General features: G+C 51.8%; 20 protein-coding genes. 6 read left to right on the top strand and 14 right to left on the bottom strand.

What is annotated here, in order from left to right; genetic code table 11:
• Positions 1-2: 2 nt before the first annotated feature.
• Positions 3-767 carry an RAD55 family ATPase gene (locus KIS30_06730; protein ID MBX8646431.1) on the bottom strand — a complete coding sequence of 255 codons (765 nt, stop codon included), beginning with the start codon at positions 765-767 and terminating at the stop codon, positions 3-5.
• Positions 768-1,066: 299 nt separating this feature from the next.
• Here KIS30_06730 and KIS30_06725 point away from each other — a divergent pair, with 299 nt between their 5' ends.
• Positions 1,067-5,347, top strand: coding sequence for a GAF domain-containing sensor histidine kinase (locus KIS30_06725; protein ID MBX8646430.1), 4,281 nt, complete (start codon positions 1,067-1,069; stop codon positions 5,345-5,347).
• 5 nt (positions 5,348-5,352) lie between these two features.
• Here KIS30_06725 and KIS30_06720 read toward each other — a convergent pair whose 3' ends face one another.
• The gene (locus tag KIS30_06720) at positions 5,353-6,084 is read right to left on the bottom strand and encodes an MBL fold metallo-hydrolase (GenBank protein MBX8646429.1); all 732 of its coding nucleotides are present in this window, start codon (positions 6,082-6,084) and stop codon (positions 5,353-5,355) included.
• A 221-nt stretch (positions 6,085-6,305) separates the two neighbouring features.
• Here KIS30_06720 and KIS30_06715 point away from each other — a divergent pair, with 221 nt between their 5' ends.
• A complete protein-coding gene (locus KIS30_06715; protein MBX8646428.1) occupies positions 6,306-6,518 on the top strand; it encodes a hypothetical protein in 213 nt (70 codons plus the stop codon).
• Between the two features lie 198 nt (positions 6,519-6,716).
• Positions 6,717-7,358 (top strand): proteasome subunit beta, encoded by a 642-nt coding sequence (locus KIS30_06710; GenBank protein ID MBX8646427.1) that lies wholly within the window; start codon positions 6,717-6,719, stop codon positions 7,356-7,358.
• A 40-nt stretch (positions 7,359-7,398) separates the two neighbouring features.
• On the opposite strand, the gene KIS30_06705 is transcribed toward KIS30_06710, so the two are convergent.
• Positions 7,399-7,701: a DUF59 domain-containing protein gene (locus KIS30_06705; GenBank protein MBX8646426.1), complete on the bottom strand. Its 303-nt coding sequence runs from the start codon at positions 7,699-7,701 to the stop codon at positions 7,399-7,401.
• 194 nt (positions 7,702-7,895) lie between these two features.
• Here KIS30_06705 and KIS30_06700 point away from each other — a divergent pair, with 194 nt between their 5' ends.
• On the top strand, positions 7,896-10,751 hold the full coding sequence (locus KIS30_06700; GenBank protein ID MBX8646425.1) for a hypothetical protein: 2,856 nt from the start codon (positions 7,896-7,898) through the stop codon (positions 10,749-10,751).
• 64 nt (positions 10,752-10,815) lie between these two features.
• On the top strand, positions 10,816-11,070 hold the full coding sequence (locus KIS30_06695; GenBank protein MBX8646424.1) for a hypothetical protein: 255 nt from the start codon (positions 10,816-10,818) through the stop codon (positions 11,068-11,070).
• A gap of 16 nt (positions 11,071-11,086) precedes the next feature.
• Here KIS30_06695 and KIS30_06690 read toward each other — a convergent pair whose 3' ends face one another.
• The 9 genes from KIS30_06690 to KIS30_06650 form a co-directional block, all read right to left on the bottom strand.
• A complete protein-coding gene (locus KIS30_06690; protein MBX8646423.1) occupies positions 11,087-11,674 on the bottom strand; it encodes a hypothetical protein in 588 nt (195 codons plus the stop codon).
• A 226-nt stretch (positions 11,675-11,900) separates the two neighbouring features.
• Entirely contained in the window at positions 11,901-14,000 is a 2,100-nt protein-coding gene (locus KIS30_06685; protein MBX8646422.1) for a hypothetical protein, read from the bottom strand.
• Positions 13,936-14,667 (bottom strand): hypothetical protein, encoded by a 732-nt coding sequence (locus KIS30_06680; protein ID MBX8646421.1) that lies wholly within the window; start codon positions 14,665-14,667, stop codon positions 13,936-13,938. The genes KIS30_06685 and KIS30_06680 overlap by 65 nt, the downstream gene beginning before the upstream one ends.
• 190 nt (positions 14,668-14,857) lie before the next feature.
• Positions 14,858-15,274, bottom strand: coding sequence for an NUDIX domain-containing protein (locus KIS30_06675; protein ID MBX8646420.1), 417 nt, complete (start codon positions 15,272-15,274; stop codon positions 14,858-14,860).
• 104 nt (positions 15,275-15,378) lie between these two features.
• Positions 15,379-16,572: an acyl-CoA dehydrogenase family protein gene (locus tag KIS30_06670; GenBank protein ID MBX8646419.1), complete on the bottom strand. Its 1,194-nt coding sequence runs from the start codon at positions 16,570-16,572 to the stop codon at positions 15,379-15,381.
• 1 nt (position 16,573) lies between these two features.
• Positions 16,574-17,356: an enoyl-CoA hydratase/isomerase family protein gene (locus KIS30_06665; GenBank protein ID MBX8646418.1), complete on the bottom strand. Its 783-nt coding sequence runs from the start codon at positions 17,354-17,356 to the stop codon at positions 16,574-16,576.
• Positions 17,353-18,318, bottom strand: coding sequence for a 3-hydroxyacyl-CoA dehydrogenase family protein (locus tag KIS30_06660; protein ID MBX8646417.1), 966 nt, complete (start codon positions 18,316-18,318; stop codon positions 17,353-17,355). The genes KIS30_06665 and KIS30_06660 overlap by 4 nt, the downstream gene beginning before the upstream one ends.
• A gap of 205 nt (positions 18,319-18,523) precedes the next feature.
• The gene (locus KIS30_06655; protein ID MBX8646416.1) at positions 18,524-18,898 is read right to left on the bottom strand and encodes an OB-fold domain-containing protein; all 375 of its coding nucleotides are present in this window, start codon (positions 18,896-18,898) and stop codon (positions 18,524-18,526) included.
• A gap of 4 nt (positions 18,899-18,902) precedes the next feature.
• The gene (locus KIS30_06650; protein ID MBX8646415.1) at positions 18,903-20,066 is read right to left on the bottom strand and encodes a thiolase domain-containing protein; all 1,164 of its coding nucleotides are present in this window, start codon (positions 20,064-20,066) and stop codon (positions 18,903-18,905) included.
• 118 nt (positions 20,067-20,184) lie between these two features.
• Here KIS30_06650 and KIS30_06645 point away from each other — a divergent pair, with 118 nt between their 5' ends.
• Positions 20,185-21,105, top strand: coding sequence for a DNA-3-methyladenine glycosylase 2 (locus tag KIS30_06645; protein ID MBX8646414.1), 921 nt, complete (start codon positions 20,185-20,187; stop codon positions 21,103-21,105).
• Positions 21,106-21,138: 33 nt separating this feature from the next.
• Here KIS30_06645 and uppS read toward each other — a convergent pair whose 3' ends face one another.
• Positions 21,139-21,954, bottom strand: coding sequence for a di-trans,poly-cis-decaprenylcistransferase (uppS, locus tag KIS30_06640; protein ID MBX8646413.1), 816 nt, complete (start codon positions 21,952-21,954; stop codon positions 21,139-21,141).
• 10 nt (positions 21,955-21,964) lie between these two features.
• Positions 21,965-22,654 (bottom strand): metal-dependent hydrolase, encoded by a 690-nt coding sequence (locus tag KIS30_06635; protein ID MBX8646412.1) that lies wholly within the window; start codon positions 22,652-22,654, stop codon positions 21,965-21,967.
• Positions 22,655-22,678 lie beyond the last annotated feature (24 nt).

The raw sequence follows: 22,678 nt of genomic DNA, 5'->3' as shown, positions 1-22,678 counted from the left end.
GCTCAACCCCCGCCCGGCGCTCTTCCCGGCGCTCTCTCTTCATGTCTGCCCGGGTCAGACTCAGTCAGATCAATCTTGTTTTTCTGTATCGGTCCTTCCAGCTTCAGGCTGTTTCTGTCTGCCGCGAGGGTATAGGCATACCAGTCATGGTCTGTCCTTGCTCCTTTGATGTACCGGATGCGCAGAAACCGCTTCAGCCGGGCGTCGAACTCGATTTCAGCTACGCCGTCGGCAAGTGACATCAATGTGTTCGTAGTAACACTTTCGTGCATGCCCTCGACCACAGTGAACAGCAGGAATCCGAATTCGTTTCTGGCCCTTATGGAAAGAACCTGCACAAACTTCGCCATAGTCTGTGGCGCATTGTGAAGGAAAAGTGTCGAAAGACCGTCAAGCACTACCCTGACCGGTGCTCCGAGAGCTTCGACGGCAGTGGATATGGCAAGTGTGATGCTTTCGAGATGAGAGAGGCCGTTTATGCTTATGATGAGTTTATTCCTGGACTGCGTCGATTGAGATTGAGTCTGATAACAGTCTACTATGAGCAGTCTGCTCTCGAGGTCAGCCTGCTTGAAACCGGCCAGAAACAGGCGTTCTAGTATCTCTTCACCGCTCATCGAGACAGTGACGAACAGAATCTTCTCTCCCCTCCTCAGCCACTGACTTACGAGATTAATTGCAATTTCTGTCTTGCCGCTTCCAGGAGGTCCTCTGAGCAGTATCGATTTCCTCGCTTCGAACAGGTTAGATAGATCCAGTTCTGGCATAGTTGTGGCAACCTGTCAGATTATTGTTAATTCAGTGGAGGAAATTGTATTTAATGCTGTCGTGTTGAAATTTCAAAATGCAAAGCTCTGCTGCCTCCCCGCCTGCACCTCGGCATGCATCCTGCAAATATTGTGACTGACGTTTGTGAACGAAGTTTTAAAAGATATGTTATAATGAATTTACAGATAACATGTCATCTTTTCATGCCCTGTTTTATTGTGCCAGTCCGGCCCGCAATCCAGCTCACGTGGTCAGGCAATCAAAGTCGTTTAAACGAAGCAATTGAGGTGTCGTATTCATGTCTGTCGGTTCTGACCTTTCTGCGGAATCCCCTGTTTCGGCCGAAGTGACCGAATATGCCAGTAGGGCCGCATCCTTTTCCGCCGCTGCCGCATTATCTTACACCGGCTGTTCTTCCTGCCTGTTTTCAATTTATCTGGATAATGAGGAAATAGCAAGCTCATTTTCAGGCAGTGACGATCGGCTTCAGGAAGAGATAGCGCAGGTCCGCCGGCTGATTGAACATTCTGGTGCTGATGAATGGAAAGGCAACGGAGCGGTTGTCAGAAGAGTCTTCAGTCAGGTATCCAGGCGTCTGTCTTATGCTGTCTTTCTACGTCATGACGGCGAAACAGCCCCCGACTTCAACAAGAATGACGATATCAGCAACATGTTTGATGGCCCCGTTCGACTGATAGACGAGCTGGCGCTGCAATCCGCGACTATTGATACAATCGCACGGTCTGCCAGGCTGCAGCCGGTAAATGCATCGACCTCCGTCACGTCGATGCTTGTTGAGGCGGGCGACACAATCGCCAGGACATTCAGAGGCCGGGGTTTCGCCGTCCTTCTCGTCAAGCAGGGTGGCGTCTCAATCGCGGGGGGCAATGGGGACGCACTGCATATTGCCAATAGTCTGATTTCAGAGGCACCATGCGTTCAGGAAATGGTGTCTCTTGTCCATGGAAGTTCGCCGAAATTGTTCCGGGGCGGGGAAACGAACGGATTTCCAGCGCTTTCATCCAGGATTACAGGAATGACAGCCAATGCAGTCAGGCTGCCAGGCGGTTTTGATGCCCTGTTCCTTGTGGACCTGAGAGATACGCACGCACTCGGTATTCATAATGTTGAATCGTACATCCAGAGCAGTTTTCTGATGTCCCTCTCGGAAGGAATCGCTTTCATGGACAGGAATCTGAGTCGTTCCCGTGCGAGATCGCTCAGAAGTGTGCTCTATTCTATAAACACCGCAGCAGACACACAAACGCTGGAATCGCTCTTCTTGTCGGAGATGAACCGGTTGCTGGGCAAAACTGAGCGATACTGCATCCTGGAACTGTCCAGAACTTCGGAAATAACGGGAACTATCCTGAAGTCGTGTCTTTGCGAAAATGCAAACGGTTCCGCCTCTCTACAGTCAGATGATATCAATCTGGAGAAAGTTGCACGCGAAAGACTTCCCGTGATACTGTATGTGCCTGCTGAAACCGCTCAGGCTGACGCTAAAGATGGCGCACGTGGGGCGTGGCTTCAGGAAAGGATGATGTGTTTTATCCCTTATGCTGTGGGGAACGACACGCTGAGAGTACTCTCCGTCGAAAAGTCTCTGCTTCCTGGAGAGAGCATCGGGATTGAGTCCGCTCTCACGCCGCTTTCTTCGGCTTTTCTTGCAAAATCGGAGGAAATACTGCTTAAGCAGAGACTATCCGGAGAGAGAAACAGGCTCGCTGAGCTGAACCGTCTGATTTCAAGTTTTTCCTCTTCCGGCCTCAAGTTTGATCGCTCAGTAACAGGCGCGGCCATGCTTGCCGGAAGTTTTTCCAGTTTCAGGGTCGTGGCATATTTCGAGAAACGGGCAAGTATTGAATGCCTTTCATTTGCCAGCAGCGGAGCCGCTTCGACGAGTATTCCTGAGATAAATACTCTGCCGATAGAACTGCTGATGCGGCATGTCGATAATCTCACATTCGAAATCGCGGAGACTGAGTCGGACAGGGTGAAAAGGGACGTCATCTCCTCATTTTCCGGATTCCTGCAGGGGGACGAGCAGACCTGCACTATTCTCTGCTTGAGAGAGGGAACAGAGCCGTTCTCATTCCTGCTGGTAATTTCCAGCGAGCCGAGAGCCGAAGCCCTCGTGACATGCGAGCTTCTGAGACCGATTATGGCGAACATGCGTATGCTGTCTTCGTTCCGCAGACGCCTCTCTATTGAACGTGAAATAGGGTTTGCAAACAGAAACATGCTGGACGAGATCGGCAGAGTAAATACGGACGCCGATATTCACACGCTTTCTGCCGACTTTTGCAGACTCCTTTTGTCATTTTCTGGTGCCGCCGCATGTATTCTGTACAACCAGTCCAGCGGAGAGAATTATGAGTTTACCGCTGCATACCCAGAAGACTTAACCAAGCCTACAGGCATCATCCGTCCGGATGATCTGGGTCTGCATGGACTGGCGCAGTCAGACGGCTCTGTAATACGTCATATCACCGATCGTGACGGAACATATTCAAAACTGCTGAAAGTGGGCTCTGAACCATACGTTGCATGGGATGTGATACTCATACGAGACAGTTACGGCGGCAGCGGTTCAGACCACCTTGTTTTCCTCGGATATTCAGATGAAACCGCAACGCATGACGCAGAAAGGGCCGCACTGGTACAGCTTTCAAAAGCTTTCACCAAACTTATTCAGATAAAACTTCTGTCGTTCTCACCAGACTCAGGTCCGTCTATGGACGTCAGTTTCCTGAATCTGATTTTTTCTTCGGTCAGGTGGGAAAACGACAGGTGGGAATTTGATGACACTGAAGTATCTTCCAGATTTGCCTCATTGATGGCAAAAGCACTGGGCATGAAGTATGCTATTCTATACAGAATTGGCGAGAATGGTGCCGTCGTTATAGAGGGCAGCAGTCCTTCATTGAAGTCGCTGAACAGTGATGCCGTCAACGATTGTATTGGCATGATTTCAGAACTCACCGCCGGCAGTGCTGAAAGCCGCTCCGCTGCTGTAATCAGCCTGGACGCACCGGACGACGGCAGATGTGGCTCGCCGCGCTCAATACCGGTGGGTGATGTCCTGCTCGTTCCTGTGCCAATAACGCAGAACACGCAGCGCTCCGGTTTTTTCCTCTTCGATGAAAAACAGAGAGGACTCGGATATTCCCATACGCGTGTTGCATCAACCATTGCAGATGCGTATGCAACGGTCATGGACAACAGGGCTAACAGAACAAAAATGGGATGGATGCTTAATGCGCTTGCTTCAGAGCTGAGGGTGGTCAGAAACATCAGTTCCACGTTTGAACTTCCGGTCATACTAAACTACGCCACGCAGGAAGTCAACACGTTCGTATCTGCAGACCTCACATGCCTCTTTCTTGAAGATGATATGGGTGCGATGAATGTTGCATCCATCTCTGGCCCACCGAAAGAAATCATTGATGAGGTCATGCGTAAACCTTCCAATGCCGCTCGTTCCGGCGAAGCAAGGCGGAGCGGTTTCGCATTGCTTGCGGCCGATTCTGCGGGTCACTTTTACATGTCCGACGCTTCATCCGCAGCGGAAGCTCTTTCCCGGATGCCTGACGAACAGCGCTATGACCTGGGGCTGCTGAATCGCGGTACGCCGGTCAAATGTATGCTTGGCGTTCCTGTGTCGTTTGCGGGAAAAATGCTGGGCATACTGGTATGCTTCAATACATCGGCCGAGAATGCGTTCAAAGAGACGGACATAGGCTTTATCGAGTCGGTTGCCGCACTGCTTGCAACCGCAATAGAAAATTCGAGGAATTTCAGGACAACCTATGATGCGCTGAACAAGCTGAGCAAGCTCGATACGCTTAGGTCAAACTTTTCCAGCATTGCGGCGCATGAGTTGAGGACGCCTCTCACATCGATCCGTGTTTACATCGAGCTGATGAGGATGGGCAGGGTCGGCAAATTCACCGAGCCGGAAAAAAAGAACATAGAGAATCTGCTTGCCAGCATAACCGAACTGAACGAGATCATAAGCAACATGCTGGAATTCACCCGCATGGAGGCACTACTCCTGGAAACAGAAATGGCATCGACCTCACTGGCGCCTGTTGTTGAAGAAGTGTGTGCATTGGTTTCGCCGCAGCTCAACGCCAAACCTATCGAGCTGGAAATGGATATTGACAGGAATACAAGAAGGATAAACGCAAACGCGCCTCTGATAAAGCGCGTGGCGAACAATCTTATAGGCAATGCAATCAAATTCACACCTCCGGGAGGCAGGATATCGGTGTCCCTCCGAAATGAGGCGGATGGTGTACTGCTCACTGTAGCAGACACCGGCAAAGGCATTTCAGAGGAAGACCTTCCGTTTATCTTCGATCGTTATCATGTCGTCGACGCTTCAATACTGCATTCCGGTACAGGTTTCCGTTTCGGCCTGCCTATCACAAAGCTAATCGTCGAACGGCATGGCGGCAAAATCTGGGCCGAAAGTGTGCTCGGCAAAGGATCCAGATTCTTTGTCTTTCTTCCTTCCCAGAGGTCCATTTACAAGGAGGACTGGCTTTCGGAAGCCACAGCATACATACACTGAGGCGCTCAGGCGAGTTTTCTTCCAGAGTTATCTCTCAAGGGATGCATGAGTATCACTTCTTTGGCCAATGATCCGGTTTTAATCGCCTCCGACACCGTGTGGTGCAATCCCTCACAGTCAACCGGATTCTCCCATGTGGACTCAATCACGGCAACATCCGCTCCTCTGCACTCGCGATCCAGCGTTTCCGTCGGACCTGTGTCGCCCGAGAATACGACCTTCATGCCTTTGATGATTAACGAGTACCCGCAGGAAGGAACGGTGTCGCCGCATCTGTTCGAAGGAGAACTGTCCCTGTGTCTTGTCCCGAACGCAACAACTTCGCAGTCACCGGAACGATATGTGCTGTCCCCATTCGCAAGTAAATTTATGAAAGAAATATCGAAGTGCAATCTGCCACGGAGCAGCGATGCAAGTTTGTAAGCCGTGCCGCTTTCGCCACAGGGTGTGGCTATCGTAAGCGGTGCGCTCCTTCCTGCAATCTCAAAAAGCATCAGTAATGAAGGGATGCCTCCGGCGTGGTCTAGATGTTCATGGGTGAGCATGATATCTGCGACGCTGTCGTAGCCGCTCTTCTCTCTGCCGAAAAGGGAATGCAGGTACCTCGCAGCACCGTCGCCGCAGTCTATGAGCGAATATTGTCTGTCGTGGTGCAGCAGCATAACCGTCGAAACGCCGGGCACCGAAAACGGAATCTCGAGACGGATGCCATTTTTTTCCCAAATTCTGCCGTTCATATCCAAGCAGGATACTCAATCCGTTGTAATGTAATTTTCGCGGACTGATCGTAATGGCGGACTCACTGGCCCGGAAAGCCGGCGCTCCTGATATTATATTTATACTTAACGTACAATTGTAAGACAAATGTCCGACGGAAAGTATGAAATACCTGCTTGGCCATACATCCAACAGCTGCGAAAGCGGCAAAAAAGAAGAGAGGGATGCATTAGAAATGGCAATGAGAGAGATTCCCTTCGAGGAGGCAAAGCGCATAGCCTACTCCAAGGGTCTGAGGCCTGCCAAAGTCAGGGGAACGACAAAGCTCGAGTTTACAAAGGGCAACAACCCGAGACTCGAGGAGACAACCTGGGACGACTTTGAGAGTCTGCTTTACACCAGGAATCTGTCGGTCCACGAGAGCGGCGGCTTCATGAAAGTAATGAAGAAGTAAACCGCTGTGTCAGCCTTAATCTGCGGTTTGCGTTCTTTATAAACACTTTAACTCATCATTTTATTTTGTGACAGCGTGCGAGTCTGACCTGCGGTTTTGTAACTTCACAGTTGTCCGGTGAACATCTTCAGGTCAGTTTTTCCACAGAAAAAAGCAGCGTCCAAACGGTAATATATGCATTGCCCATAACACCCAAGCATGCAGAATTCCGTTCAGACGACCGGCACAACAACGCTTGGCTTCAAATGGAGCGAAGGCGTGATTGTGGCCACCGACCGCAGGGCCACAATGGATACAATGATAAGTTCAAAAACGACTACGAAGCTGCACAGAATAAGCGAACATATCGTTGCGACGATAGCCGGCGGTCTGGGTGACAGCCAGCATGTCATTCGTGTTCTCCAGGCCGAGAGCAATATCTTCAGATTCAAGAACGGCACGGAGATTAGCGTAGGCGGCATATCCACCCTCCTGGCAAACATGCTCAATCAGACTAAATTTTATCCTGAATACACTTTTCCGATCGTGGCAGGCGTTGACAGAACCGGCTCTCACGTCTATTCGGTCGATCCTGCAGGCGGCTCTGAAGAGGATGATTTCATATCCGTGGGCTCAGGCTCCCCATATGTGTACGGTGTCATGGAAGACAGGTACAGGAGCACTGAGTTATCGCAAGAGGACGGTTTCGACCTGGCAATTCGTGCCCTGTGCTCTGCGCTTAAGCGAGACGCCGCCACTGGGAATGGAATCGACGTAGTGTCCGTCTCCAAAAAGGAATTTTACAAATGGCCGGAAAAGGAAGTCAACAAAACGGCGGCCAAGTACGGCATGAACTTCTGACTGGAAATCGGAAAGCAAAAACAGGGAAAGACAGGGAATCTCAGGTCATCCAGCCAAGCTGTTTCTTCGCGTCTTCGGACATCTTCTCAGGCGTCCAGACGGGCTCCCACACTATATCCACTTCCGCTTCCTTCACACCCTCTATGGAGAGAAGCTTGGAAGTAACATCGTCCTTGAGCATGCCGCTGACAGGGCAGCCGGGCGCAGTGAGCGTCATCTTTACCGATACTTTCGAATCGTTTATCGATACTTCGTAGACCAGGCCGAGATCAACGATGTTTATCGGTATTTCAGGATCGTAACACTCTCTCAGTACTTCCAGAACATCTTCTTCGGTTGCCATCGTCCTGCCTCATCGGAATTTATGGTGAACTCTGTATTAAGTCTTGCGATTTGTCCGGCGCGTTTATCCGTCAGCAAACTTAAATAGCTTGGCTGTCCAGCCACGGCATATTGGCAAAAGGCAGCACAGTAAGTTATATTTCCCGATAATGAAACGCAAAATAAATTAATACTTACTTAAAATTGGGACGAACAATGAAGAAATGTGCTTCAGCCCTCATAACTGTGGCGTTAATTTCAATTTCACTTCTGCAAATGGCACCCGTGACTGCATCCTCCAATACGCAGTACCGCTTGCCTGTGCCCTCAGACACACTGGTCATACCCGCAGGAGCTCATAATATTCATACCATGAACAGAGGAACTGTAAGCATACTCATGTCACTCAATCTGAGGCACCAGGCAAGTCTGTCGTCCCTGATTCGATCGCAATCGACTCCAGGGAGCACTCAATACCACAAGTGGCTTTCTCCTGCCAGGTTTGATTCGTTATTTTCACCGTCTTCGGGGGAAGTGTCAACAGTGACAGCTTATCTGGAAAGTTTCGGCATGAATGTCACTCACGTTTCACAAAACAGACTCCTGATTGCAGCGTCTGCAACGCCGGCCGAATTGCACGCAGCCTTCGATGTAACGCCATACTCATTCAACATTGACGGCCATGAATATTATGCTGCAGGCGGTATGGTTACGCTTCCTGCCGGTATTGCTTCACTGATAAGCGGAGTACAGGGTCTGCAGGACTACGTTCAGGCCGCTCATCCTATGCTCGGAGCGGTTCACTCTCAGTCCTCTCTCTATTCTCCCCCAACAGGTCTCAATCCAACACCACCTTACAATCCGGCAACAATCCACGCAGCATACAACTTCACACAAGCGTACAGGAACGGGTACAGCGGTTCGGGCGTCTCCGTTTCAATCATCACCGCATATGCCTTCGACAACGCAAGCATACAGACATTCGACAGCACATTCGGCATCGTCGCCAATCGCATCAACGTGGTGCAGCCTTATGGCGGCACCACCCAGTTGAATCTCGAAACTACGCTGGATACGGAATGGATGTCGGCAACTGCTCCCAATTCAACTATCAACGTAGTGGAGGGAATCAATCCACAACTCGGAACATTTACACAGCTCTTCAACTACGTAGTGAGCAAGAATCTTTCATCTGTTGTAACTACGAGCTGGGGAACTCCAGAGAGCGTGACGCCCAGTTCCACAATTACACAGGACAACGGTATATTCAAACAGGCCGCCGCACAGGGCATTACGATTTTTGCCGCAAGCGGAGATTTCGGCGCTTATGATAATACGTCCTCACCGACGCCTGATTTTCCGGCTTCCTCGCCGTATGTAACAGGGGTCGGCGGAACCTGGCTCAATCTCTCAAAGACTGGTAGCGGTATAACCATATCTTCAGAAACCGGATGGAACAAGAGCGGCGGCGGCATAAGCAGTGTTTTCGGAAAGCCCTACTGGCAGGTCGGACCAGGCACTCCTTCAACCGGCGGGCGCGCCGTTCCGGATGTTTCGCTGAACGCAAAGCCTTCATCCGGTTATTTTGTATTCTATAACTCATCATGGCTCGAGGCCGGCGGAACTAGTTTTGGCTCGCCCATATGGGGCGGCATAATGTCGCTGGAAAATCAGTTCAGGGCTATGAAGGGCGAGCCATCCATGGGATTCGCGAATCCATCTTTCTACAGAATTCTCAACAGCTCAAATTATTCTGTAGCATTTCATGACATAACACAGGGGTATAACGGCTACTATTCTGCTCATCAGGGATATGATATGGTCACCGGCGTAGGCACTCCCTCTGTTTATGATCTTCTGCTCATACTTGCAAAACAGCCCACGAAACCGCTCAAAGCAATCGCCACAGGTTCTCCGCCTGCGGGAGACGTTCCCATTTACGTTTCGCTTTATGCGGAGATAAGCGGCGGCCTGGGCCCTTATAATGTGTCATGGGCGCTCAACGGAAGCACTGCAGGCAGCTTCGGCGCTCCGTTCAGCTACCAGCTGCAGAATATTCTCAAGATATACAATGCGGGTAATTATACAATAAGACTCACAGTGCGGGACAACGTGTCCGAGGTTTCTGTCTCGTATTTCAACGTGACAGCTTACAGCAATCCGAGTAATACACTTAAAGCCAGCCTGTCAGGCAGTCCAACGTCCGGTGACGCCAACCTCACAGTCTCCTTTTCCACATCAGTTTCAGGTCTGCAAACCCTTTCAACAGAGTATTACAGATATGCATTTGCAGACGGCGGATATCTCACCACGTCGAGTCCCACCGTGAAGCACACGTACGTCTACGGAGGCAACTTCACGGCGCTTGTTACCGCTTACGAAAACGTGACCGGCAGCACGCCGGACAATTACACCGCACAATCTCTGTTCAGCGTGACTGTGTTTCCACACCTGGTGGCAGAAATACTCTCCAACAGGACGGGAGGAAGTTACCCGCTGCACATTCTCTTCACAGCTTCTAATAATGGCGGTAAAGCTCCCTTTGCGTACTCATGGACTTACACAAACCAGTCGGGCAGTTTTTCACTCAGCGGAAAATACCTCTATGTCAACTACAGCTCGGTCGGTAATTACACAGTCACCCTGAGCGTCACTGATTTCTACAGCAGCCACTCGGTAGCCTCCGAAACAATACGCGTCTACAATCCGCTGAGCGGTCTGATCAACGTTTCACCGTCGGCAAACGGCGTTGCTCCATATAACGTCACATTCGTTGCAACCGTTACCGGCGGAGCCGGCGGCTACTCATATCTGTGGAATTTCGGAGGAGGAAACACGGCGTTTGGGAATCCGGCCAATTTTGTGTTCTCCTCGGGAGGCAATTTCACCGTCAGACTGACGGTGCATGATCTTGCAGGCGATGTGCTTCATGTGACCACTCATGTGGTGGTCCAGGGGCTGGGCCTGTTACAGCTGTTCCAGAACAGGATCACGCTGCTGATCATAACAGCAATGATTGTCATCGCGGCAGTCGTAAGCTATGCGATACTTAGAAAGAAGGGCGAAACCTGAACGCTCTTACTTATTCCGCTGATATTATACGGCACGATGCTGATATGCTGCCGGAGTGCCAGACATGCCGTTGCGTTCCTCGATATACAGAAAGGGAGCGGAGCTGTTCAGCACCGGAAAGGTAGCGCTCGATGTGGAGACAGAGAAAGGCCTATATCTCTTTGTTACCGGCGAGCATCAGCGTTATCAGGTTCGTCTCATGAGTGACGGCACATTCAACTGCACATGTCCCCTGGGAAGCCTGAAGGCAGGCAGGGGTGTTCTCTGCTCGCACGTGGTCGGTGCGATACTGTTTGAAACGCGCAGCAGTGTATCGTGAACCGCCGGTGCGCTGCTCAATGGCGCGGTGGAGGCGATTTCGGATAATAGGCGATGAGTGTCCCAAGACCGGTGCATGCAACAACAACGCTGAGCGGTCCTATCACGCCAAACCATGGAATGAAGTTCAGCCCCTGCACACTGACTGTCAGTGACTCGCCATTGGCCTGCGTGAACTGGGTTGATGCAGATATTGTTTTGAATGAGAACGATTGCGAAAATGAACCCGGATTCTTTGCCGAATACAGAAGGAACGTGAGTGTTGCGTTCTCTCCCACAGTCGCATTTGACGGAACATTCACTGTTATTACATCACTGTAGTTTCCGCCACTCTGAATGGTGAAACTGCTGTGTGCCAGCGAATAGCTCCATCCTGACGGGTGCTGAAACTGGATATGGCCGATATTGAGTGTCACTTCCCTGTAACCTCCGGCAGTACTGATGTTCAGAAAGTACGTAACCGAAAAGCCCGGCTTCTGAACGAGGCTGGTGGCGCTCACGTTCTGCTGAACCGTCGTCGGCGTCAGGAACAGATATCCGACGAGTATGATGCAGACGAGGACGACAACTGCGATCATGTCCAGCGCCTCAATTCTTACATTCACGGGCGCAGGATTGCAATGGTTGGATTAATGCTTATCGGGTGGACGGCAGTGTTCCACGAAATCTGCTCGGAGTGTCTTTGTCCCGATCTTTTTTTTGAAACGTTTGATGGTTGCATCCGTCTGCTGAAGGACAACACGCAGTGCAGATGCACCGGGTCATAATCAATTCAGGTTAGAAATCAGAGAGCAGAAATAAAAAAAATTAAGAGGTTTCGGGGAGACCCTTTTATGTCTGAGCACCCTCAATCTGTGCCAGCATGTTAACCGGCGGTCCAGTGGAATAGAACACCACCGTCAGCGGGAAAGCAGGCATGTCCACCAGCTTGACCGCGGTGTTGTTCTCAATCTGACCCTTGTGCTTTCCGTGGTCCACATGCACCGACATCTTGACCATGGACACGTTTGTGACGGTATTGCCTGAGGTGCTGACTTTCAGCCACAGTTTTATCTTCACCGTGATGGCACCCGAGCCGTTGCCGTCACCGCTGTGTTCATGCTCGCTATCTCTTGCACTTTGACCATCGTCACAGTGGTGCCTGTCGTCCGAGGAAGAGACGTTGCCTACGACGACACGGAACACAATCGTTGCATTGTAAAACGACGTTATCTTTGTCGTTCCGTTGACCAGGAATGCATCGATCAGTTCTGCCGTCACGTTGGCATACATCCTGTCTCCTCTGTTCTCGAACGTCTTGTTTACCGACAGGTTCTGATACGTGTACACAAAGTAGTTTCCATTTCCGGGCACCGTTATGTTACGGGGCGGCTGCCCTGTGACAGTGACCGTGAGTGTCGAGTGGTTCGATATGTTGTTCGCGGATGTCACCGATATGTTTATGACAAATGTGCCATAGTTGTCTGTTGTGCTGTTGTAGTGCAATGTCGAAGGCGGTGAAATATTCGCCTCCGCCGCCGTGCTGTTTAATGTAGAAATTAGTGTCCAGTTGATGCTGGCCTTCCAGTTCAGCGGCAAGGTGACGTTCACTGTGGTGTAATTCACTATAAACGGTGTCGTGCTGTTGACAGGCACGCTTATGGCTGCCGGAAGATTGTCTAGCGAAATGTGGCCAGACAGTATAGGCGGCTGCCCTGTGACAGTGACCGTGAGTGTCGAGTGGTTCGATATGTTGTTCGCGGATGTCACCGATATGTTTATGACAAATGTGCCATAGTTGTCCGAAGTGTTGTTATACTGCAGTGTTGACGGCGGTGTAATGTTCGCTACCGCCGCCGTGCTGTTTACTGTGGAAATCTGTACCCAGCTGATGCCTGCTATCCAGTTCAGCGGCAAGGTGACGTTCACTGCGGTGTAATTTATGATGAACGGTGTCGTGCTGTTTACGGGCACGCTTATGGCTGCCGGAAGGTTGTCTAGCGAAATGTGGCCAGACCGTATAGGCGGTGGCACCACGACGCTTGAATTGAGAACGTTGATACGCAGTGTTGAATAGTTTCCCACCGTACTATTGTAACCCACTGAAATGTTCGCAGTGAATGTGGTGTTGGTTGACACATAAGGTGCAGTATAGTTGGCGTCCTCTGCAGACGCGTTCACCATGCTGAGGCCGATCCAGGTGATGTTGGTCGCCCATGAAAGGGGTCCCGGGACGTGGCTCGTCGTGTAGTTCACCTGAAACGTTCCCCGCGCTCCCGATGGCACCGTTATGGTCGCCGGTAGGTTGTCCAGGCGGATGTATGACTTTACGTGCTGTCCAGGATGCGTTGTAGAGCTGCTGTTGTGGTATGATGTCACATTCACTTTAACGAAAGACGGCGAAACAGACCCCAGCAGCGCATTCTGGTATATACCTATCCAGCCGGAAACGTTGCCACGGCCCGTTACAACCAGGGTAACGTTCGTATCGGTGAATCCTGCCTGCATGTCTACGGCTGACGACTTCACAATATTGCCTTTATTGGCAGTGTTCCAGTTCGTGCCGGATGTCACAAAATACGCAGTTGCGTTGGTAACATCAGATGCCGTATCGATGCTCATCGTTATGCCTGACACATATCTCTGAAGGACAGTGAAGGTCAGTTTGAAGTGTTGCGCCGGATTCGTCGTGAGGTTTACCGTCTGCGGATAACCAGACGTCACCGCGTTGCCTGGCGGTGCCGTCGAGGGAAGTGTTCTGCCTGTCTGTCTGCTCATGTACAGTGCAATCGCGCTTATGACGAGTACGGCGACGACCAGTGTCACGACAATGCGCCTCCCTGCTCTGGTCTTAATCAGTTTGCCTAGCATGTTAAAACCTCGCAGTTCACGCGCTTCTGCCGGGAGACGTCTTTTCCTGGCTGCCGCTTTCCCTGGCTTTCTTTCTGGCATCCATGTCGACTTCGACCTGCTGTATTTCAGAACAGACCTTTTCCATCCTTGTCTTGAGTTTCAGTTTGTAGTTGTCGTTTCGGTAGATGATCGAATCGTAATCACTCTGTGTAATCTCATTTCTCGCTATTCGGGTCTTTGCCCCCTGTTCTATCATTTCACATATTCTCAATTCCTCCTCCAGTTTCCCCTTCTCCTTGTTCAGCATTTCGAGCCGCCTGCTGAGTCTGTCAAGCTCCACGGGCTGCTTTTCACCTGTTTCACCTCTCCTTGGCAGTAGATGCTGTATCGCAGTCGTTATGCCGCTTCCAGCCGCTCCTCCCGCAAGGCTGAGGATTACTGCCTCAATCAGTCCCAAAATCTCGGCCGAAGTTCCGGAATATGGCGCATAAACCGCAACCGCATCCGCAAAGGGCCAGTCATAGAATGCACTGCCGGTGAAAAGACCAGCCATTGTAATAAGCGCCGAGAAGGCAGTAATCGTGAATATGGCAATCATTGACAGCGTCGCGCCGGCCCTGAGATTCCCCGATGCGACAGCTCCTGCAACGAGAGAAGCCACAAAAATGGCAATCAGTGGATCAGACGAATGAAGGAAGGCACCGAAGGCGGCCAGCACTGCAAGGCCGGACAAAATGCCAAGGCCGTATCTCTGTATGCTATTCATGGTTAAACCTGTTCAGTGCAGGCACTGTTTTCAATCCTCAAACCTTTCCTCCTAAACACGAATCAACAGCTGCCAGTTTGCACGTTATCAACGTTGATAATTTATATATTGTGGTCGAAAAGGCAAGAAAAGACTCATGCTGGCCGTCTTCAGACCGCATTAGTCGTGAAAGCACGATCTGTCTGTGACATCAGTCATAGGATGACGTCACCATGTCGTTCAGTACCTGAAGAGACGTCTTCTGCTGCGGCCATTTGAGGCGGCGGGATGCTTCCTCATACGTCACCCACTCAAAAGCCTCATGTTCGTCTGAGAGTTTCACTTCCTTTGTTGCGACCTGCACGCCGAACGAGTGCTCTTCAATCTCTTCATCGCCCTTACTGAAATTGTACGGTACCCTCAGGTCAAGGGTGTATGAGAGTTCCTCTATGCCCGTTTCCTCCTTTATCTCGCGCTCAAGCGCGTCGAGGAGCTGCTCTCCCTTTTCCACGTGACCGGTGAGTGGCGCCCAGCTTCCGTCACGGCTTTCGGGTCTCTTCAGCAGCAGATACTCTATGGTCGCGCCGGGATTGTAGAGTATTGCCTGTATCTTCATTGTTCTGGCCATTGCCGAATGCACATCCTTTCTATTACCGAGACAGCCTCGGTCTTATAACATTTCACTTTGCATCACGAAACGCGGAGGTGCGGAAGCGCCTCTCGTGCTTATGATCACTGCCAGCCGCGCTTCACTATGTCCCTTCCGATGACCATCCGCTGTATCTCGTTGGTCCCCTCGTATATTTCGGAGATACGCGCATCCCTGTACATCCTCTCTATTTCCGACGTTTTGATAAAGCCGGTGCCGCCGTGTATCTGAAGACTCTCATCGACGCAGAAAGAGGCGGATTCGGATGCAAACGTCTTCAGCATCGCAGCGTCACGTGTCAGCCCTTCCCTGTCGGTTTTAGACCATTTTGCCGGGTTTGTGCCCATTTTCTCTGCCCTTGTCGCCACATTGTAAAGGAAGAATTCCAGCAATCTCGTCCTGATTCCCATGTCCGCGAGTTTGAACTGTATTGCCTGCTGTTCCGCTATGGGTTTGCCGAACTGTACCCTTCTCTTTGCATGCTCGACCGCAAGTTCAATTGCCCTTGCTGAAGCGCCAAGGGAACCGGCCGCCAGTGAAATCCTGCCGACGTCCAGCGTTGTCATTGCTATCAGGAAACCCTTTCCAACTTCGCCAAGTATGTTTTCCTTCGGCACGCGCACGTTGTCGTAGAAGAGCTGCATGGTGCTGCTTCCCCTGATGCCCATCTTCTCCTCTTCAGTTCCCAGCTTGAGCCCGTCAAACTTCCTCTCCACTATGAATGCCGTGATGCCGCCGAATGCACCCAGACTCTTGTCAGTGGCTGCAAAGACCAGGTAGACATCGGCCTCCTTCCCGTTCGTGGCCCAGAGTTTTGTCCCGTTCAAAATGTAGTCGTTTCCATCCTTCACGGCAGTGGTCTGGATGGAAGCGGCATCAGAACCTGCTCCCGGCTCTGACAGATTGAACGAATGCAGTGTCTTGCCTTTCGCGGCAGGAACAAGGTATCTCTTCTTCTGTTCCTCTGTCCCGAAGTAGAGCAGCGGCGTGCTTCCGAGAGAACAGTGCGCGCCGAGTATTGTGCTGACGGAGGCATCGACACGGCCCAGTTCTTCGAGCAATATGCAATAGCCGACCTTGCCGAGTCCGGCTCCGCCGTACTCTTCAGGTATCGGCACGCCCATGTATCCCATCTCGCCCATCTTTTTGATGAAATCGGCCGGGAATCTGGCATCTCTGTCTATTTCGGCGGAAAGCGGTCTCAGCTCCCGATCGAGGAAGTCCCTTGTGTTCTGCCTGAGCAGCATCTGTTCTTCGGTGAATGAGAACTCAATCATGCTACTTCCCCCTGAACTTCGGCTGTCTCTTTCCCACAAATGCCTCGATGCCTTCCCTGAGATCCTCACTCCGGGCGACGGTCATGAATTCCTTCCTTTCCTGTTCAAGCCCTTCCCTCAGAGACAGTGCCGCGCCTCTGTCTATGGCTGCCTTTGATGCCCTGACGGCAAGCGGCGCCCTCTGAAGTATCGTATGCGCGATGTCACGGGCTGCACGCATTTCCTCGCCTCCCGGCACCACCCTGTTGACGAGACCTATCTTGAGCGCCTCCTGTGCGCTTATCATGTTTCCGGTGAGTATGAGTTCCTTCGCCTTCGAAGCGCCTATGAGCCGTGTCATTCTCTGCGTTCCGCCGTATGCGGGTATGAGGCCAAGGTTTACTTCGGGCTGGCCGAATCTGGCACTGTCGGCCGCTATGCGAAAGTCGCATGCCATCGCGAGCTCATTGCCGCCGCCTATCGCCATGCCGTTCACCGCTGCTATCGTCGGCTTGGGGCATTCGGCGATACGCTGAAACGTCTCCTGTCCCTGCTTCACCACCTGTTCTATGTCTTCCGCCCTGATGCCGGCCATCTCCTTCACGTCGGCACCGGCCGCGAAGAACTGTCCCGCTCCGGTGATGATCAGTGCCCCTGAATCGTCCGAGGAGGCTATCTCGACGGCAGCACCTATCTCTCCTATCATGGCAGTGCTCAGTGCGTTTGCCGGCGGCCTGTCGAGTGTTATTGATGCGATGCCGTCCTCTGTCCTGTACCTTATGTTTGCAAATTCCACGTTTATCACTTCACATATTCAAAAAAGCCCTTTCCTGTCTTCCTGCCGAGTCTTCCTGCCGCCACCATCTGTTTCAGCAGCGGCGAAGGCCTGTACTTGGAATCACCAAACTCCTCGTACAGCACCTTTGACACATCATACGATATGTCGACGCCGACCATGTCGGCCAGTTCAAGTGGTCCCATGGGCAGCCCGGCTCCTGCCTTCATCGCCGTGTCTATGTCGCGTGCGGATGCTATGCCCTCCTGAAGACAGAAACACGCCTCGTTGAGCATGGGCACAAGGAGCCGGTTCACAAGGAATCCGGGCGATTCCCTGACTTTTATCGGCACCATGGGGTATCTGTGATTGCGCAGGCCCTGAAGGAAGCTCATTATGTCGTCCGTCGTGTTTTCCCAGGTTTCGAGACCCGGTATGATTTCGATCAGAGGAAGCGTGTACGGCGGATTAAAAAAGTGCATTCCGATAACTCTTCCTCTCCTGCCGGTTGCAGATGCGATGGCGGTGATGGAAATAGAGGATGTGTTTGAGGCGAGTATTGCGTGCTGTGGTGCAGCAGCGTCCACCTCCCTGAATATCTTCTTCTTCACTTCCAGATTCTCGAAGGCCGCTTCTATAATCAGGTCGGCACTGTCAAGATCGGAGTATGCGGTCGTTCCCCTGACCCTGGCCATTACCTCCCCGACGTCCTTCTCCGTGTATTTCGGCTTCAGCGCCAGCTCGATCTTCGCCTTCTGCTCAGCGCTGAGGCTCACACCAAGCTCCTCAATCTTCCTGATCTGTTCCTGAGCCCTCTTCCCGTGATATGCCGCGAGTCCTGACACTATGCGCTCGATATTTTTCATTCCCTTGCTGACCAGTTCTTCAGACACGTCCTTCAGTACGACTTCCATGCCGTTGAACGCCATGAGCTCGGCAATCGCTGAACCCATTGTACCGGCACCGATGATTCCAACCTTCTTGACAAACAACAAGTGTCTCCACCGTTTCAGACACAGTGCTTCGATGGCTATTAACGTTTTCAGATTCGCGGACTGCCTTTTGCACAGATACTCTCAGCCTGCGGCAGCGTGATGGTGCCGGATCGTGCCATTAATTATCTGTCTCCTGACAATCGTGGTGCAATTCCGAAAGCCTCTGCGTTCAGTCAGTCATTCTTGAGGAAGAAGCGCCTCTTTATGCACTCTCTTTGACCTTCTCAAATACGATGCCTCTCTTGTAGCTCTTCGTGAAGCGCACTGCATCTCCTGTGGAGATGTCGCTCTTTGATCTGACATCGGGCATCCATCCCGACACGCCGCATCCCTCATCAAGATCGACGACGACATAGGTGTACGGAGCATCGTTCACAAACTGTTCCGAAGGGACGGTGAGTATTGTAAACGTTCGAATCGTGCCCCTGCCTGAGAAAGTGAATGGTGTAAGATCCACAGAGCCGCACGACGGACAAGCCACCGCAAATGTCACTCCCTTCCGGCCGCATTTCGCGCAGGAATATCCTGTGAGCTTTCCTTCTTCGACTGCTGCGTTTACCTGACCGATGTATGTCACAGGATCACCTGACCCTCTTCATTATGTGGACGGTACAGGAACCGCCCGTGGCTCCGACATTGTGCGCAAGTCCTATTTCTGCACCGCTCACCTGTCTCTGCTCTGATCGGCCAGTCAGCTGCTCATAAAGCTCATGTATCTGCGCAACGCCCGTCGCACTGACCGGATGTCCCTTGGCTTTCAACCCGCCGGAAGGATTGACGGCGATCTTCCCACCTATGGCCGTCTGTCCATCCTGAGCTGCCCTGCCGCCTTCGCCTCTTGGAAACAACCCTATGTCTTCTGTCGCTATGATCTCGGCAATCGTAAAGCAATCGTGGACTTCGGCAACATCCACATCCGCGGGAGTAATGCCGGCGCGCTTGAACGCCCTCCCTGCCGCATCTGCCGCGCCGCTTATCGATGTGATATCGCGTCTGTCCTGCAGCGTCGCAATGCTTCCGCCCCTTTCACTTGCCGTGACTTCAACAAGTTCGCTCTTCAGTTCCTTCGCCCTGTCTTCGGATGCGATGACTACTGCCGAAGCACCGTCTGAGAACGGACAGCAGTCGTAGAGATGAAACGGATAGGCGACAATTGCTGATTCCAGGTACGTTTCCATTGAAATCTTTTTCCGGAAATGAGCCACCGGGTTATTTACTGCATTTTCATGGTTCTTCAGCGCCACACTGCCCATCATTTCCTGCGTCGTTCCATACTTCTTCATATGTGCTATAGCCATGTTTGCATACAGTCCTGGAAACGTCACGCCGTTTGCCGCTTCGAATGCAAAGTCTGAGCCCATCGCAAAATATGTCGTCGCGGAAAGCGTATCCAGGTGGCTCAACCTTTCTGCGCCGGCCACGAGGCACAGATCGTCATGTCCGCTCGCCACATGCATGAACGCCTCGTGCAGTGCAGCGCTTGAACTTGAGCACGCACTTTCAATCGTGACCGAGGGAACCTCAGGAATGCCCAGCGCCGTATTAATCAGCGGACCTACGTGCGCCTGCTTCTCCGTTATGCCGAATGCGTTGGAATAGAAAGTCGACTTTATTTCACGCGGCTCTATGCCGGCGTCGGTTACCGCGCTCATCGAAACTCTCGCAAGTGACTCTCTGCCGCTTTCCTGAAGCTTGCCGAACTTCGATATGGAACTGCCGATTACGAAAACTCTGTTATCTCCCATGTTATCAGTCCTCTGCTCCTTCACGGCGTTACATAACTCACAACATGTAATTTAAGGTGATGAGACACCGGGTATCTGCCTGCTCAGCTTATTAAGCCGGCGCCGCATTGTCGTTGAGATGAAGCAGCGCCCGGAGCTCCTCAATGCCAGGCAACCGGCCGATGGGCCGGCGGGAATCGAAATCAGAGTGGAAATAACGCAGCCCTTCAGCCTGGAACACAGTGCTGAATGCGGACAGGCATTCCGGTGGAATCGTATAGATGATTATTATTACTGTGTTATCGACGGAGTAGTTTTGAAAATCAGGCAGGAGGGCCACGCTGTGTATGCATCGCTCTTTCCCGGTGCCGACGCCGCCGCCACTACCCGCATGCTCTCGAACGTTTTCAGATTCGATGACGATATGGACCGCATACTTGCAGAGATTTCGTCGGATGCACACATCCGTGAGGCTGCAGGCAGACACGGCGGCCTGAGGCTGCTCAGACAGGATCCGTGGGAATGCCTCATTTCATATCTCTGCTCCATAAACTCAAACATACCCAGGATTAAGGGAGATGTTGAGCGTATTTGTGCCAATTACGGCAGCAGGGTCGTATTCGACGGTAAGATTTTTCACACCTTCCCGGATGTTGACACACTCGCCGAAACCGGGGAATCGGAACTGAGGAAACTCAAGCTGGGCTTCAGGGCCGAATATATTGCGGCGGCTGCCCGTAAGGTGAGGGATGAGAAGATTGACCTTCTCTCACTGAGGCACGCGTCCTATGAGGAGGCTCTGGAAGTGCTGCTCTCATTCCACGGCGTCGGACCGAAGGTTGCAGACTGCGTGTTGCTCTTCTCAATGGATAAGCTGGAGGCGTTCCCCGTGGACAGGTGGGTGAAGAGGGGCGTCGAAATGCTCTATTTCGGCGGTCAGCGTGTTCCGGAAAGGAGAGTGAGGGAATGGGCCAGGAATCGCTTTGGAAAATACGCAGGCTATGCTCAGGAATATCTGTTCTATGGTTCAAGACTCAGGGAATTATACGCCGCACACTGAAGGGGAGCACCCGCAGCCGTTGCTTCAGGCACATCATTCTCCGAATCTTCTCTGTCTGAGCTGAAACGAACGTATGGCGCGAAGGAAGTCCAGGAAACTGAATGTAGGCCAATAGACGTCGCTGAAGTACAGTTCACTGTATGCTGTCTGCCACAGCAGAAAATTTGAAACGCGCTCCTCTCCGGAAGTCCTCAGAACTAGATCAGGGTCCGGCATCCCCTCGGTGTAGAGATATCCGGAGACAAGCTTTTCGTCTATTTCATCAATGCTTATTTCACCGCGTTTCGCCCCGTCGGCTATCTTTCTTATTGCCGAGAGCATTTCCTGCCTGCTGCCGTATGCCACAGCGATATTGTAAGTGTAATCGCTGTAGTTTTTTGTTCTCTCTTCCGCATACGTTATGGCCTTCTGCACCGGCTCGGGCAGCATGTCTATCTGCCCTATCGCCTTTATCCTGATCCTGTGCTTGTGCACCCTTTCGTCGTCTCCCACCTTTTTGAAATTTTCCTCAAACATCCGCATCAGCGACTCAACCTCCTCGCTGTTGCGGTTCATATTTTCGGTGGAGAATGCATAAACCGTCAGCACTTTGATGTCCAGCAGCAGACACCAGTCAAGCATCTGTTCAAGCTTGTTCTTTCCCCGCTCGTGTCCTTCATCGGGAAGGATTTCCATCTCACGAGCGTAACGCCTGTTGCCGTCCATGATCACTGCAACGTGTCCAGGGGTGGGGTATCGCCTTACTTCTGAGAGCAGTCTCTTCTCGTAGGCATTGTAGGCAGTATCGGCAATTGCTCTGGCAAAGCCTGCTGTGGCCGATGTCTCCGTCTTTTTACCGTTGTTTTTCATCGGTAACCTTTCAGACGTCTATTGTTTCGCCCACTCTCATTATCTTTGTCCTGACTCTGCCCCCGGTCAGCTTCCTGACCTCCTCCTCGAATTTTGCAGGTTCCTGCTCGATTAAGGGGAAGGTGCCGTAATGCATCGGCACGACAATTTCTGGCTGTATGGCTGACGCCGCATATGCGGCCTCCCGTATTCCCATCGTGAATCTGTCGCCTATCGGTAGCAATGCGATCTTCGGTTTGTGGAACTCGCCGATCCATTTCATGTCCCCGAAGTAGCCGGTATCGCCGGCGTGGTAAACTGTCACGCCGCTTTCGACAACGAATCCAGCCGGCGAACCGCCTGTAACAAGGTTGTCGCCCTCAAACACGTCCGAAGAGTGAATGGCATTAACCATTCTGATTTCGCTGTCCAAAATTCTGCAGCCTCCTCCCACGTTCAACTGTTCTGCCTTCGCCCCTTTGCTGTCAAATCTTACAGCCAGTTCGTATATGGAGGCAATCGGTGCCTTGTTCCGCTTTGCAATATCCACAGCATCGCCCACATGATCACCGTGACCGTGCGATACACACACCATGTCTGCAGTGATTTCAGCGGGCTTGACCTTCGCGACAGGATTTCCAGAAATGAACGGATCGAACAATACTCTGTTCCTGCCCTCAAACACAAACGCCGAATGACCTAACCATGTCAATTTAGCCATTGAGACACACCCTTTTACACTGAA

The organism is Candidatus Sysuiplasma acidicola (assembly GCA_019721035.1).
Classification (GTDB): domain Archaea; phylum Thermoplasmatota; class Thermoplasmata; order Sysuiplasmatales; family Sysuiplasmataceae; genus Sysuiplasma; species Sysuiplasma acidicola.
This window is presented reverse-complemented; position numbering and strand designations above follow the sequence as displayed.

Excerpts from the sequence above, each read along its gene's own strand:
- KIS30_06685 (MBX8646422.1), bottom strand. The coding sequence starts at position 14,000 with ATGCCAGAAAGAAAGCCAGGGAAAGCGGCAGCCAGGAAAAGACGTCTC.
- KIS30_06680 (MBX8646421.1), bottom strand. The coding sequence starts at position 14,667 with ATGAATAGCATACAGAGATACGGCCTTGGCATTTTGTCCGGCCTTGCA.
- KIS30_06675 (MBX8646420.1), bottom strand. The coding sequence starts at position 15,274 with ATGGCCAGAACAATGAAGATACAGGCAATACTCTACAATCCCGGCGCG.
- KIS30_06730 (MBX8646431.1), bottom strand. The coding sequence starts at position 767 with ATGCCAGAACTGGATCTATCTAACCTGTTCGAAGCGAGGAAATCGATA.
- KIS30_06715 (MBX8646428.1), top strand. The coding sequence starts at position 6,306 with ATGAGAGAGATTCCCTTCGAGGAGGCAAAGCGCATAGCCTACTCCAAG.
- KIS30_06720 (MBX8646429.1), bottom strand. The coding sequence starts at position 6,084 with ATGAACGGCAGAATTTGGGAAAAAAATGGCATCCGTCTCGAGATTCCG.
- KIS30_06695 (MBX8646424.1), top strand. The coding sequence starts at position 10,816 with ATGCCGTTGCGTTCCTCGATATACAGAAAGGGAGCGGAGCTGTTCAGC.
- KIS30_06645 (MBX8646414.1), top strand. The coding sequence starts at position 20,185 with ATGAAGCAGCGCCCGGAGCTCCTCAATGCCAGGCAACCGGCCGATGGG.
- KIS30_06670 (MBX8646419.1), bottom strand. The coding sequence starts at position 16,572 with ATGATTGAGTTCTCATTCACCGAAGAACAGATGCTGCTCAGGCAGAAC.
- uppS (MBX8646413.1), bottom strand. The coding sequence starts at position 21,954 with ATGAAAAACAACGGTAAAAAGACGGAGACATCGGCCACAGCAGGCTTT.
- KIS30_06700 (MBX8646425.1), top strand. The coding sequence starts at position 7,896 with ATGAAGAAATGTGCTTCAGCCCTCATAACTGTGGCGTTAATTTCAATT.
- KIS30_06635 (MBX8646412.1), bottom strand. The coding sequence starts at position 22,654 with ATGGCTAAATTGACATGGTTAGGTCATTCGGCGTTTGTGTTTGAGGGC.
- KIS30_06710 (MBX8646427.1), top strand. The coding sequence starts at position 6,717 with ATGCAGAATTCCGTTCAGACGACCGGCACAACAACGCTTGGCTTCAAA.
- KIS30_06650 (MBX8646415.1), bottom strand. The coding sequence starts at position 20,066 with ATGGGAGATAACAGAGTTTTCGTAATCGGCAGTTCCATATCGAAGTTC.
- KIS30_06725 (MBX8646430.1), top strand. The coding sequence starts at position 1,067 with ATGTCTGTCGGTTCTGACCTTTCTGCGGAATCCCCTGTTTCGGCCGAA.
- KIS30_06705 (MBX8646426.1), bottom strand. The coding sequence starts at position 7,701 with ATGGCAACCGAAGAAGATGTTCTGGAAGTACTGAGAGAGTGTTACGAT.